Annotated in this window: 2 protein-coding genes; both read left to right on the top strand. The window is 47.9% G+C overall.

Annotation, left to right across the window (positions count from 1 at the left end; all coding sequences use genetic code 11):
• Nucleotides 1–11: 11 nt before the first annotated feature.
• Nucleotides 12–8864 (top strand): polyketide synthase, encoded by an 8853-nt coding sequence (locus tag LC653_RS24550; protein ID WP_229497334.1) that lies wholly within the window; start codon nucleotides 12–14, stop codon nucleotides 8862–8864.
• Nucleotides 8861–15505: a non-ribosomal peptide synthetase gene (locus LC653_RS46935; RefSeq protein WP_229497333.1), complete on the top strand. Its 6645-nt coding sequence runs from the start codon at nucleotides 8861–8863 to the stop codon at nucleotides 15503–15505. The genes LC653_RS24550 and LC653_RS46935 overlap by 4 nt, the downstream gene beginning before the upstream one ends.
• Nucleotides 15506–15513: the final 8 nt, after the last annotated feature.

Below are 15513 nucleotides of genomic sequence, written 5' to 3'. Positions count from 1 at the left end.
CATTAGCACAGATGATAGATCCTTTGAGTAAACCAGAAATCCCCGCATCTAATCCAGAACAGCAACTTAGAGGCAAAGAAAGTTTAACAGACGCTCAACAGCATAAGTTATTAGTTGAATGGAATAACACTACAAGAGAATATCCCCAGAATAAATGCATCCACCGACTGTTTGAGGAACAGGTAGAGCGATCGCCTGATGCCATTGCGGTAGTATTTGAAGATAAACAGCTGACCTACCGAGAACTAAACGCAAAGGCCAATCAGTTAGCACAGTACCTACAATCGCTGGGTGTGGGGCCAGAAGTTTTGGTGGGGATTTGTGTAGAGCGATCGCTAGAGATGGTAGTGGGATTGCTTGGTATCCTTAAAGTCGGTGGTGCTTACGTTCCGCTCGACCCAGCGTATCCTATTGAACGCTTGGCTTTCATGCTAGAAGACACTCAAATATCAGTGCTGCTAACCCAAGCCCGGTTAGTCGAGTCTCTTCCTCCCCACCAAGCGCAGGTTGTCTGCCTGGACACGCAATGGCAGGAGATTGCCAAACAAAGTGAGGAAAATTCAATCAGTGCGGTAACGCCTGATAACCTAGCCTACGTAATCTACACTTCCGGTTCTACAGGCAGACCAAAGGGAGTGGCCATGAGTCACCGTTCCTTATCTAATTTAATTATTTGGCAACTGGAAAGCTCAACACTGCCAAAAGGAGCAAAAACTCTGCAATTTGCTCCTGTGAGTTTCGATGTTTCCTTTCAAGAAATTTTCTCTACTTGGTGTTCAGGTGGAACGCTGGTTTTAATCTCAGAGCAAGTGCGCGTCGATGCTTTCTTTTTGTTGCGTTTTCTCACAGATCAAGAAATCAACAGACTCTTCCTTCCTTTTGTAGCCCTTCAACAGCTGGCATCAGTAGCGGATGCTCAGGGATCAGTTGTCCCGACGCTGCGTGAGATTATCACTGCTGGGGAACAGTTGCAGATAACCGGACAGATTGTTAGTTGGTTTACAAAGCTACAAAATTGTACTTTACACAATCAATATGGACCATCCGAAAGCCATGTAGTTACAGCTTTCACCCTTACTGGTTCACCTAAGGATTGGCCTGCGCTTCCTCCGATTGGTTACCCCATTGCTAACACACAGATTTATCTGCTGGATTCCCAGATGCAGCGAGTTCCCGAAGGCGTTCCTGGGGAACTGTACATTGGTGGCATTGCTCTGGCACGGGGCTACCTTAACCGAACCCATTTAACTACCGAGCGGTTTATTCCCAACCCGTTTAGCGACTCATCAGAAGCACGTTTGTATAAAACTGGCGACCTAGCCCGCTACAATCGCGATGGGAACATTGAGTTTCTCGGTCGGAGCGACGACCAAGTAAAGATACGTGGCTTCCGCATCGAGTTGGGAGAAATTGAGGTTGCGATCGCGGCATATCTAGCAGTTCGACAAGCTGTAGTTTTGGCAAGGGAGGATGTACCAGGTGACAAGCGCTTGGTAGCTTATGTCGTACCGACTTCCCAAGAAAGTTCTCCCCAGGAGCATAGTGTTGAGGCACAGGTGCAAGCCGAACAGGTATCGCAACAGCAAAACCCGATTCCTGGGCTAGTGCCGCCGCTGCGGAGTTATCTGAAAGCACGTCTGCCCGAGTACATGGTGCCCAGCGCCTTTGTGGTATTGGAGGGTTTCCCTGTAACCCCCAGCGGGAAGGTAGATCGCCGCGCCCTGCCAGCGCCAGAAAAGTCTAGACCTGAGTTGGAAACTGTTCTGGTTATGCCCCAATCCGATGCCGAGCAACTGATTGCTAAGGTTTGGCAAGAATTGCTGCAATTAGAGGATGTAGGAATTCATGACAACTTTTTTGACTTAGGTGGTAATTCTCTACTCCTGAATCAGAGTGCTAATAAATTAGCAGAAATCTTTGGAGTAAAACTGTCAATTGTAGAGTTGTTTCAATATCCTACTATATATAGTTTGGCTCAACGCTTAAGTCAGACGGTAAGAAAATCAGAAGCTACCACTACCCACAAACCTAGCACCAGAGTTAGTCGTCAGTCTTCCTATATTAGAGAATCAAATATCGCCATTATCGGTATGTCAGGCCGCTTTCCAGGAGCCAAGGATATCGAGGCATTTTGGCACAACCTGCGAGATGGGGTGGAATCTATTTCATTTTTTTCTAACGATGAATTGTCGCAAAGCGACCAAACCTTGCTCTCTAATCTAAATTACGTGAAAGCTGGTGCGGTTTTGCCAAATATCGAAGAATTTGACGCTTCTTTCTTCGGCTACAGCACCAAAGATGCCGAAATTATGGACCCGCAACAGCGGATTTTCTTGGAATGTGCCTGGGAAGCCCTTGAGAGTGCTGGCTACAATCCAGAAACTTATCAGGGGTTGATAGGAGTTTACGCAGGTTCAGGTATGAATACTTACCTGATTAATAACGTTCATCCCAACCAGGGCTTCTCTTCTAATCGCACCTTCTTAGTATCAGCCAGCGATTTACAGGTGAGGCTGAGCAATGGAAATGATTATCTGTCCACACGGGTTTCTTACAAACTGAATTTAACTGGACCAAGTGTTAATATTCAAACGGCTTGTTCAACTGCACTGGTAGCGGTTCACATGGCGATCCAGAGTTTGCTTAACGGTGAATGCGATATGGCTTTAGCAGGAGGCATTGCCGTCGGCGTTCCCCAAAAGGTGGGGTATCTGTACCAAGAGGACATGATTTGGTCGAACGACGGACACTGTCGTGCCTTTGATGCAAAAGCTACGGGAACTGTGTTCGGCAACGGAGGTGGTATTGTTGTCTTGAAGTTGCTAGAGGCTGCGATCGCCGATGGAGATTGCATCCATGCTGTCATCAAAGGGTCAGCGATTAACAACGATGGTGCAGCGAAGGTGGGTTATACAGCTCCGAGTGTAGAAGGTCAAGCTGCCGTAATTTCAGAGGCAATGGCGATCGCACAAATTGACCCAAGCACAGTCACCTATGTAGAAACCCACGGAACTGCTACCAGTCTGGGAGACCCCATTGAAATTACAGCACTAACCCAAGCCTTTCGCCAGAGTACTGAGAAAAATGGTTTTTGTGCCATTGGCTCGGTCAAAACCAATATCGGACATATCGCTGAAGCGGCAGGTATAGCAGGTTTGATTAAGACCGTACTGGCACTAAGAGATAAAATTATACCACCTAGTCTGCACTTTAGTCAACCCAATCCCAATATTGATTTTGCCAATAGCCCCTTTTACGTTAATACGACGCTTTCTAAATGGAAACCGAATGGAACTCCAAGACGTGCTGGAGTGAGTGCTTTTGGGATAGGGGGAACCAATTGTCATGTAGTTTTGGAAGAAGCCCCAGAACAAGTCAAAAGTCAAAAGTCAAAAGTGAGCCAGCGCGGTCTTGGGGGTTTCCCCCATGAGCGAGTGGCGAACCCCGAAGGGGTCAAAAATGACCGAACGTTGCATATTTTGACATTATCGGCAAAGTCCCAGAAGGCTCTGGAGGAGTTGGTACAGCATTATGAAGTTTATTTGAAGTCCCATCCAGATGCAAAGCTAGCAGATATTTGTTTCACAGCTAACGCAGGACGCAAGCACTTTAACCATCGTTTGGCAGTCACGGCTGAATCTCTTGAGCAGCTTGGCGAGCAACTAAGGACTTTTGGGCAACAGACTACTCCTATATCGAATAGTCAAACGAAAACTCCCCTGCCAACAGTATCAGGAAACGTAATCTCGTCAGTCGCTGCGCTTGGCGCAATCGCACCAACGGCTCAAAAAGAGCGCATCGCTTTCTTGTTCACGGGTCAGGGGTCGCAACAAGTGGGCATGGGAAGACAACTCTACGAAACCCAACCCACCTTTCGCGCTGCTCTAGACAATTGCGCTCAAATTTTGCGTCCCTATCTGGACAAACCCCTGCTGGAGGTACTTTATCCCTCTCAAAAAGAAGAGAATCTTTCACAGACCAAATCCCCCATCGACGAGACCGTCTATACCCAACCTGCTCTATTTGCCCTGGAATATGCTCTGTTTCAGTTGTGGAAATCTTGGGGCATAGAACCCGATGTAGTAATCGGTCATAGTGTCGGGGAATATGTAGCTGCAACTGTAGCAGGAGTTTTCAGCTTGGAAGATGGCTTGAAGCTGATTGCCGCACGGGGACGTTTAATGCAAGCCCTGCCCCCTGATGGGGAGATGGTAGCGCTGTTAACTGATGAAGCGCAGGCACTAGCAGCCATTCAACCCTATGCTACTGAGGTATCAATTGCTGCCATTAACGGACCCCAAAGCCTAGTAATTTCCGGTAGGTGCGAGGCAATTAACACCCTCTGTGCCTCCTTGGAAGCGGCTGGAATCAAGACCAAGAAATTAAACGTCTCCCATGCTTTCCATTCTCCACTGATTGAGCCGATGGTGGCAGAATTTGAGCAAGTGGCTCGACAAGTAAAATTTGCTACACCCCAAGGAAAACTGATTTCCAATCTCACAGGGGAGTTGGCAACTTCTGAAATTGCTACTCCCCAGTATTGGTGTCGTCACCTGAGAGAGCCAGTTCGATTTGCCGCCAGTATGGAAACCCTACAGCAGCAGGGGGTAGAGGTGTTCGTAGAACTTGGACCGAAACCCACCTTGTTGGGAATGGGTCGCGCCTGCCTGCCCGAAAACAACCAACTGTGGTTGCCTTCTCTGCGCTCAGGACAAGAAGATTGGCAGCAGATGTTGTGTACTTTGGCACAATTATATGTGCGTGGAGTCTCAGTAAACTGGTTGGGCTTTGACCGGGACTATACTCGGCATCGCCTGCAACTACCCACCTATCCTTGGCAGCGACAGCGCTATTGGGTAGAGGCGACGGCTTTTGAAAACAAGCTTACAGCCATTTCCCATCTTAAGAGTTTAAGTAGCCAGAGCCAGAATCCCCTGCTGGGTCAACAGTTAGACTTGCCAGGAACAGCTGAGATTCGGTTCCAGTCACAGATTAGCCAGAACTTCCCAGCTTGGATGAAAGAGCATCGCGTCTATGAGACAGCGATTTTGCCAGGAACGGCTTACTTAGAAATGGCTTTAGCTGCTGGAGCAATTGTTACGAAGTCCAAGAATCTTTGTTTGCAGGATGTGGTGATAGTTAAGGCGTTGATGCTACCAAAGGATGAAGTCAAAACCATTCACGTAATTTTGATCCCCAAGGAATCTAGTATCTATTCCTTTGAAATATATAGTTTCGCATCCGCAGCAGATGAAAATAATGGAAAAACATCTTGGATACTCCATGCATCAGGCAAATTACTTATTAACGAAAAAGAATCGTTAGCACAGCAGGTAGATTTGGCTGCCTTACAACAGCGATGCACCCAACAAATTCCACCCGAAAGCTTGTATCAACGGTTTCAACAGCAGGGAATGGATTATGGTTCCAACTTTCAAGGACTTGAACAAATCTGGTGGCATGAACGAGAAGCTCTAGGCAAGATAAAGCTGCCGTCAGAATTGGTCTCAGAAGTAGGGGAATACCAGCTACACCCAGTGTTGTTAAACACCTGCTTACAAGTTTTAGAAGCAATTTCCCCTGATGAAAGCCAACAAAATACCTATGTGCCAGTAGGTTTAGAACGCCTGATCCTTTGCGGTCGTCCAAGCGTCTCCATGTGGAGTTATGGTCGGGTGCGGGTAGAGGAAGAGCGCGATCGCCAACAACAACAGCTCCTAAGCGCTGATTTAGAGCTATTCGCTGCTTCTGGGGAGCTAATTGCTGTTTTAGAAGGTGTGCAACTTAAGGCTGTCTGCCGTGAAGCCATGCTAGGCATTCCACAGGAATCTTGGGAGAATTGGCTTTATGAGGTGAAGTGGATACCCCAGGTGCAATATGGACTCCCAGTAGATTATATGCCAACTGCCTCAGAAATTAGCGATCGCCTCCAGCCCCAGTTTGCTGAGTTATTAAGTCACCCCAGTATAGCAGTTTATGGGGAAGTATTTACTCAACTCGAAGCGTTGAGTGTCGCTTATGTTCTGACGGCTTTCCAGGAAATGGGATGGAAGTTTCAGCTTGGTGAGCGCTTTTCCACGAAGCAAATAGCCCAGCACTTAGGTGTAGTCAGTCAACATTGGCAATTGTTGGGTCGTTTGCTCCAAATGCTAACCTCCGAGGGAATCCTCAAACAAACTGGCTCACAGTGGCAAGTCAACTCAATTCCTGAAATTCAAGACCCACGCAAGGTGATGAATTCCTTATCCTGCCCAGAAGCAGAAGCCGAGCTAACCTTGCTTGGACGGTGCGGCTCCAAACTAGCGCAGGTACTCCAAGGAACGCACGCTCCGCTACAATTATTATTTCCTTCAGGAGACACAACAACTTTAGCCAAACTCTATCAGCACTCCCCCATGTTGCGGACAATGAACGTTCTAGTGCAAAAAACCGTCTTATCAGCACTGGAGCGTTTGCCTACTGGACGCGGGTGCCGAATTTTGGAAATTGGCGCAGGCACTGGCAGTACAACGAATTACATCCTGCCGCATCTACCAGCCAAGCAGACAGAGTATGTCTTTACCGATATTGGAGCTTTGTTTGTGGCGCAAGCTCAGGAGAAGTTTAAAAATTACCCGTTTGTGCGCTATGAAGTTTTGGATATCGAAAAGGACCCACAGTCTCAAGGATTTAAACCCCATCAGTATGATTTAATAGTAGCGGCAAACGTGCTGCACGCCACAAGCGATTTACGTCAGACTTTGCAACACCTACAGCAGTTGTTAGCTCCCAGCGGGATGTTAGTGTTAATGGAAGGAACTGCTCCGGTGGGTTGGGTGGATCTGACATTTGGGTTGCTTGAAGGTTGGTGGAAGTTTGCAGACCATCAGTTGCGACCGGACTATCCCTTGCTACCTACTCGCTCGTGGCAGAAACTCTTACAGGAGATAGGGTTTAAAGAAATCGTAACCGTTGAGCCAGCTCTCGGTGCTACTCAGGAAATAGTTTTAATGCCACAAGCGGTGCTCGTGGCACAAGCTGCCGCAACTAAGTCCGCTTGTGATATAACGAAGAACTGGCTGATTTTGGCTGATAGTCAAAATATTGGTCAGCAGTTAGCAGAACAACTGCGATCAATTGGACATAATTGTACTATTATATTCCCAGGAACCGAATACCAACAGATAACCGCCCAAGAATTCAGCATAGATTTAGCTAATGCCGCACACTTTCAGCAGCTATGTAAAGCTGTCCCTAGCGTGCAAGGAGTGGTACACTGCTGGAGTTTAGATGCACCGCCACCCCAAGCTGGCTCGAACTTGGAGGTTGCCTCAAAGTTAAGCTGTGGCAGTACTTTATACTTAGTCCAGGCACTCGTTGAGAACTATTCTGAACCACCTTCGTTGTGGTTAGTAACCCAAGGGGCGCAAGCGGTAGGAGTAGCGTCTGACGTGCCGGGATTAGCTCAATCTTCCTTGTGGGGTATGAGGAAAGCCATTGTCCAAGAACACCCGGAACTGAACTGCGTGTGTGTGGACTTAGACCCTGACAAAACAGACGCAACTCAGGTAATCTTTGAAGAAATAACTTCAGCGACTTCAGAAGATCAAGTGGCTTTTCGTGACGGTACGCGCTATGTGGCGCGACTGGTGCGTAGTCAACCCTCTGCAAGCTGCTTACGAAAAGAGGAACCAAAAAGAATAGGTGACGCCGCTTTCCATAGTGTCAGCTTCCGTGAGGATAGCAGTTATTTGATTACTGGTGGAATGGGCGATCTGGGTTTACTGATGGCTCGCTGGATGGTCGAGTGTGGTGCGCGACATTTGGTGCTGGTAGGGCGCAGTGCCGTTAAGCCTGCTATCCGCAGTCAGTTGGAGCAGCTAGAACTCTCCGGCGCAAGGGTGGTAGTCGCTCAAGCAGATGTGTCTGATTACGAGCAAGTATCCCAGTTGCTGGCTTCCCTTGTGCAATCCTCACCGCCGCTACGAGGAATTATTCACGCTGTTGGCGTTTTGGATGACGGCGTACTGAAACACCAAAGCTGGGATCGGTTTGCACGAGTGATGGCTCCGAAAGTGCAAGGGGCATGGAATCTACATGCATTAACTCAAAACCAGCCTTTAGACTTTTTTGTGCTGTTCTCTTCCGCCGCCTCCCTATTAGGTTCTGCGGGTCAAGCCAACCATTCTGCGGCCAATGCTTTTCTGGATGCCTTAGCATTTTATCGTCGCTCACTCGGACTACCTGGCTCTAGTATTAACTGGGGAGCTTGGTCAGAGATAGGAGCCGCCGCGAGAAATCAACAGGTAATTGAGCGACTCAATCAGATAGGAATGGGAACTATAGCCCCTCACCAAGGATTGCAGGTACTGAAGCAGTTGTTTTTAGAAGCACCTGTACAGGTTGGGGTTGTGTCTATCAACTGGTCGCGTTACTTGGAAAGACTATTGACGATCTCGCCATTCTTCACTGATTTGAGCATAGAAATTCAGGGATTGCACGGCCAGTCAAGAGTCCTTACGCAAGAGAGAGAAGGAGATTTCCTCCACAACACCCTCGTATCTTATCCGCCAGTAGAACGTCAACAGTTATTGGAGTCTCGCCTTAGAGAACAAGTAGCAAAGCTACTGGGATTTTCTGCCGCCAAGCTGGATATGCTTGAGTCGCTAACCAATTTGGGACTTGACTCTTTAACGGCAATCGAGCTGAGGAATCGGATCAATAACGAGATGGGGGTGAACTTGCCTGTAATCAAAATCATGGAGGGTGCAAGCATTTCCCAACTAGCAGAGCTAATGCTCTCGCAATTAGCCTTGGCGGAGATAATCACATCAGCATCCCCATCTACTGAACTCGATGACGATATGGAGGAAGGCTCTCTGTGAACCTTAATCAATTTTTAGCTGAACTTGCCCAGCGGGGTGTAAAGTTGTGGGTTGAGGATGGCCAGTTGCGCTATCGTGCTCCAAAAGGGGTACTAACACCAGAACTACGTGACGATCTGGCATTGCATAAGGCAGAAGTTGTAAAGTTGCTGCACCAAAGCAATGCAAATCGGCGTGATGCTGACCTACCCCTTGTAAAAGTCGAGCGAGATCGCGACTTACCTCTGTCTTTTGCTCAAGCAAGAATGTGGTTCTTGAGCCAGTTAGAGCCAAACAACCCCTTCTACAACGAACCACAAGCTCTGCGACTTCATGGTTTTCTGAACCTCGTGGCGCTAGAGAAAAGTCTCAACAAAATTATTGCTCGCCACTCAGCTTTACGTACCAACTTCGTAAAGGTTGACGGACAACCCGTTCAAGTAATTGCTGAAAGCTTAACCTTGAGTATACCAGTAGTAGACCTGCGAGATATACCTGAGAGTGAAAGAGAAATCTCTGCCCAACGATTAGCAATCGCAGAAGCCCAGCAACCCTTTGACCTTGCTAGCTCTCCTTTAATCAGAACATGTGTACTTAAGCTAACGGAAGTAGAACACGTCTTACTGCTAACAATACACCACATTGTCTGGGATGGTTGGTCATGGGGCATACTTTTACGAGAGTTAGCAACCCTTTACTCAGCTTTCTGCAATGATTTATCCCCAGAGCTGCCAGAGCTATCGATTCAGTACAAAGACTTTGCGGTTTGGCAGCGGCAGTGGTTGCTTCGAGAAGTCCTTGAGTCCCAACTAGCTTATTGGAAGCAACAACTTGAGGGTGCGCCAGCTTTATTGGAACTGCCAACTGACCGAGTAAGACCTGCTACTCAAACCTATAGGGGGGCGCATCATAAATTTGTACTCTCAAAAGAGCTAACTTTGGCCGTCGTGAGTTTAAGTCAACGGTCAGGAGTCACCCTATTTATAACGCTGTTGGCGGCATTTCAAACATTACTTTACCGTTATACAGGACAGACCGATATCTGCGTAGGTACGCCGCACGCTAACCGCGATCGCCCGGAAATTGAGTCATTGATTGGTTTTTTTGTCAATACCTTAGTGCTACGCACAAGTTTGTCCGGGAATCCGAGTTTTGAGGATGTACTTTCAAGAGTCCGGGACGTAACGCTTTTAGCCCATGCCCATCAAGACTTACCGTTTGAGAAGCTAGTAGAGGAATTAAAGTTAGAGCGTGACTTAAGCTACACACCACTGGCGCAGGTAATGTTGGTACTTAATGTGCCGATGCCCCAGATACAGATGGCAGGCTTAACGGTGAGTCCTTTACCAATAGAAACCGCTACGGCAAAGTTTGATCTGACTTTATCTTTCGAGAACACTGCCTCTGGATTAATTGGGGACTGGGAATACAATACTGACCTGTTTGATGCCAGTACAATCGCTCGCATGGCCCGACATTTCCAGACGTTACTGGAGGGAATTGTAGCTAATCCTCAACAGCGGGTTTCACAATTGCCCCTGCTTGAGGAGCGAGAGCGGCACCAGCTATTAGTAGAGTGGAACAACACCACCAAAGAGTATCCTTTCGATAAGTGTATCCACCAGTTGTTTGAGGAACAGGTAGAGCGATCGCCTGATACCATTGCTGTGGTTTTTGAAGATAAACAGTTGACCTACCGAGAGATGAACCAACGAGCAAACTGTCTGGCACATCACTTGAAAACTTTAGGTGTGGGACCAGAAGTTTTAGTGGGAATTTGTGTAGAGCGATCGCTGGAGATGGTAGTAGGATTACTGGGAATTCTCAAAGCAGGTGGAGCGTATGTGCCCTTGGACCCAACTTATCCAACTGAGCGCTTGCACCATATACTAGAAGACTCCGGTGTGCAAGTGCTACTAACCTTATCTCAGTTAGTAAAGTCTCTTCCCAAACATCAGGCGCGTGTCGTCTGCTTAGACACAAACTGGGAGCAAATCGCTCTGCATAGCGATTCAAATCCCATTCATGGGGTAACACGCGATAACTTGGCCTATGTGATTTACACCTCTGGTTCTACTGGTAGACCCAAGGGGGTGGCGATCGAGCATCACAGCACAGTTGCTCTATTGACTTGGGCGAAAGAAGTCTTTGCGACCGAAGACCTCGCTGGAGTTCTAGCCTCAACCTCTATCTGCTTCGATCTGTCGGTATTCGAGCTGTTTGTTCCCCTGAGTTGGGGTGGCTTGGTCATTCTAGCTCAAAACGCGCTCGATTTGCCCACCTTGCCTGCTGCTGCACAAGTCACATTAATCAATACAGTTCCCACCGCGATGGCGGAGTTAGTGCGCTCACAGGGGATACCTGCTTCTGTGCGGATAGTCAACCTTGCAGGTGAACCACTCCAGAATCAACTTGTACAGCAAATCTATCAGCTTCCCAATGTCCAACAGGTCTTCAACCTTTACGGCCCGTCTGAAGATACGACCTATTCCACATTTGCCTTGATTAAGAAAGGGGACACCCTTGTAACTATCGGTCGTCCCATAGCCAATACACAAGTTTATCTGCTCGACAAAAAGTTGCAGCCAGTTCCCATCGGCGTACCAGGAGAGCTGTACATTGGTGGTGATGGTCTGGCACGGGGGTACCTCAACCGTCCCGATTTGACTCAGGAAAAATTTATTTCCAATCCCTTTAGCAATCAACCAAATTCTCGCCTCTACAAAACTGGTGATAAGGCACGCTATCTAACTGACGGTAACATCGAGTTCAAGGGTCGCCTTGACAACCAGGTCAAGATTCGCGGCTTCCGCATCGAACTGGGGGAAATTGAGACAGCGATCGCGCAGTACCCAGGCGTGCGAGAAACTGCGGTTATAGCGCGAGAAGATGTTCCTGGTCAAAAATATCTGGCAGCTTACATTGTCCCTAACCACTCAGAAGCTCTCGCTAGCAGCGACTTGCGAGGTTTTCTTAAAGAGAAACTGCCTGATTACATGATACCGGGAGCGTTCGTTATCTTGTCCGCCCTGCCACTTACCCCCAACGGCAAGGTAGATCGCCGCGCCCTACCAGCACCAGACTTTCAACCCGAACTGCAACGGTCATCAGTAGCCCCTCGCACTCCAATTGAGGAAATGCTAGCCAGCATTTGGACAGATGTCCTAAGAATTGAACTTGTGGGCGTTCACCACAATTTCTTTGAACTGGGCGGACATTCCTTATTAGCTACTCAAGTGATTTCAAGGGTGCGGGACACCTTTGCCGTCGAATTACCGCTACGCAGTTTGTTTGAAGCTCCCACGATTGCCGAATTCGCTTCGCGGGTTGAGAATTCGCTCAAGAACGGACAATCACAGGAAGCTCTGCCGCTTCTACCAATTCCAAGGTCAGAGTCCATCCCATTATCCTTTGCTCAAGCTAGGTTGTGGTTCCTCGACCAGTTACAGCCAAACAGTGCATTTTACAACATCCCGCTTGCTTTGCGTTTGAGCGGTCAGCTCAATATAGCGGCGCTACAGAGCAGCATCAACGAAATTATCCAACGGCATGAAGCCTTACGTACAAACTTCACCACACAAGAAGGTCAACCCGTTGCTGTTATTGCCGCAACTCTCAATTGTCAACTACAAGTGGTGAACTTGTTGCACATTCGAGAAAGCGAGCTCCAAATCGAGGCGCAACGATTGGCTTTTGAAGAAGCCAATCGACCTTTTAACCTGGAGCGAGAGCCTTTGCTGAGAAGTATGGTGCAAAAGCTAGGTGAAACAGAATACGTCTTGTTATTCACCATGCACCACATTATTTCAGATGGTTGGTCGCTGGGCGTATTCACTCATGAATTAACAGAACTTTACAAAGCCTTCGGCACAGGCATTACTCCTGTTTTACCCTCCTTGCCAGTACAATATGCCGACTTTGCCCTTTGGCAGCGCCAGTGGTTACAAGGAGAAAAATTGGAAGCTCAGCTTGACTACTGGAAGCAACAACTTAAGAACGCTCCGGCTTTATTAGAATTGCCGACAGACCGACCGCGACCGGCTGTTCAAACCTACCGAGGAAGATATCACTATGCAGCCCTTTCCCTTGAATTGAGCGGGAAACTTTCTGCTTTGAGTAAGCGAACGGGAGTCACTCTGTTTATGACGCTATTGGCAGCGTTTGTGACGTTGCTGTACCGAATTACAAGTTCTGATGATATAGTAGTAGGTACGCCTGTAGCCGGTCGCAACCGACAGGAAATTGAACGGTTAATTGGCTTTTTTGTCAATACTTTAGTGCTGCGAACGCACCTCGGCGGCGATCCCAGTTTTGAGGATGTACTCTCAAGAGTCAGGGAAGTGGCGCTCGGGGCTTACACACATCAAGACCTGCCTTTCGAGCAGTTGGTAGAGGCATTGCAACCAACGCGTTCCTTGAGCTATACGCCGCTATTTCAGGTGATGTTTGCCCTCGACGAGAAGAGTGTTCCTTCTTTTGAACTGCCTGAGCTAACGGTAAGCTCGTATGCAGTGGAAATCGGCACAGCCAAGTTTGATTTGACCCTATCAATGGAGAATACGGCTGATGGATTGGTAGGAGTATGGGAATACAATGCTGACCTTTTTGATGAAACCACCATCGCTCGTATGGCCGGACATTTCCAAACCTTACTGAAGGGAATTGTAGCTAATCCTCAACAGCGGGTTCCAGAATTGTCCCTGCTAACTCTTCGAGAGCGACACCAGTTGCTAGTGGAATGGAACAACACTCAAACAGAGTACCCTCAAGATAAGTGTATCCACCAGTTGTTTGAGGAACAGGTAGAGCGAAATCCTGATGCCATTGCGGTGGTTTTTGAAGATAAACAGTTGACCTACCGAGAGCTTAACCAACGGGCGAACTGTCTGGCACATCACTTGAAAACTCTGGGCGTGGGATCAGAAGTTTTAGTGGGGATTTGTGTAGAGCGCTCCCTAAAGATGATGGTAGGATTGCTTGGCATCCTCAAAGCTGGTGGAGCCTATGTACCCTTAGACCCGCAACTCCCCCACAAGCGCTTGTCCTTCATGCTGTCAGATTCCTCTGTGCCAGTACTGTTGACTTCATCAAAGTTGATGGTAAGGCTACCTGAGAATAAAGCGCGTGTGGTCTGTTTAGATACAGACTGGGAAATAATTTCTCACTCAAGTGAGGAAAATCCCGTCAGCTCCGTTGGGCCCCAGAACTTGGCTTATGTCATCTACACCTCCGGGTCTACTGGTCAGCCGAAGGGGACACTGATCATCCACCAAGGACTTGTCAATTATCTGAGCTGGTGTACAAAAGCGTATGCAGTAGCAGATGGGTCTGGTGCTCCCGTCCACTCTTCGATTGGCTTTGATGCGACTATTACCAGCTTATTCTCTCCCTTATTAGTAGGAAAAAAAGTAGTACTCCTCCCCGAAAAGCAAGAAATAGAAGCCCTGGGTGCCATTTTGTGCTCTCAAAGTCAGTTCAGCCTTGTCAAAATTACCCCAGCTCATTTAGATTTACTCAGCTTCTTAATACCTAATTGGTCAGCCAACAATCAAACAAGAGCATTTATTATTGGCGGCGAAGCCTTATCAGGAAAGAGCGTTTCATTTTGGCGAGAATCAGCACCTTCAACCAAACTAATAAACGAGTACGGACCAACTGAGACCGTTGTGGGATGCTGTGTTTATGAGGTTAACGCTCAAACTTCGTTATCTGGTGGAATTCCAATTGGTCGCCCGATCGCAAATACCCAGCTTTATATCCTAGATCGATATCTCCAACCCGTCCCTATTGGCGTATTGGGCGAACTGTACATCGGCGGTGCTGGCCTCGCCCGTGGCTACCTAAATCGTCCGGATTTAACCGAGTCGAAATTCATTCCCAACCCCTTTAGCAATGAACCTGGGTCACGCCTCTACAAAACTGGCGATAAAGCCCGTTACCTACCTGACGGCAACATCGAGTTCAAGGGTCGTCTTGACAACCAGGTCAAGATTCGCGGCTTCCGCATCGAACTGGGGGAAATTGAAGCTGTACTAACCCAGCATCCTGAGGTGGACCAAGCTGTGGTTGTGGTACATGAAGACCAACCTAGTAACCAACGATTGGTTGCCTATATCGTATCTACAGAGAGATTGAATTCAATTGAAGATTTGACCCACAAAATTAAGACAGATCTGAGGCAACAACTACCGGAATACATGGTTCCAGTAACGCTGATGAGACTGAGCGCTCTGCCACTCACACCGAACGGGAAAGTAGATCGTCGCGCCCTTCCACCCCCCGAACCAGTCATGCGATCTCTTTCTTTGGAGATGCCGCAAACCAAGGTAGAGAAACTCATTGCTGATGTTTGGCAGAAAATCCTTCTCTTAGAAAAAGTTGGGCGGGATGATAATTTCTTTGATCTGGGAGGAAATTCCTTACGATTAATCCAAGTTTTGCAGAAACTGCAAATAATTTTTACCAAAGAACTCTCAATGGTAGAGATGTTTCAACACCCAACTGTCAGAGCGTTGGGACAACTCTTAAGCGAACAGAGATCCCAAACACCAGACGCGCCCAAATCAGAGGCAGAACGAGCAGAACTCCGCAGCAACAGTCAAGGTTCGATGAACCAACGAAGGAATATCAGGCAACAGTATCGGTCGCCGAAAAAACCGTGAATCAGGAG

The organism is Nostoc mirabile CHAB5784, assembly GCF_020829645.1.
Classification (GTDB): Bacteria; Cyanobacteriota; Cyanobacteriia; order Cyanobacteriales; family Nostocaceae; genus Nostoc; species Nostoc mirabile.
This window is presented reverse-complemented; position numbering and strand designations above follow the sequence as displayed.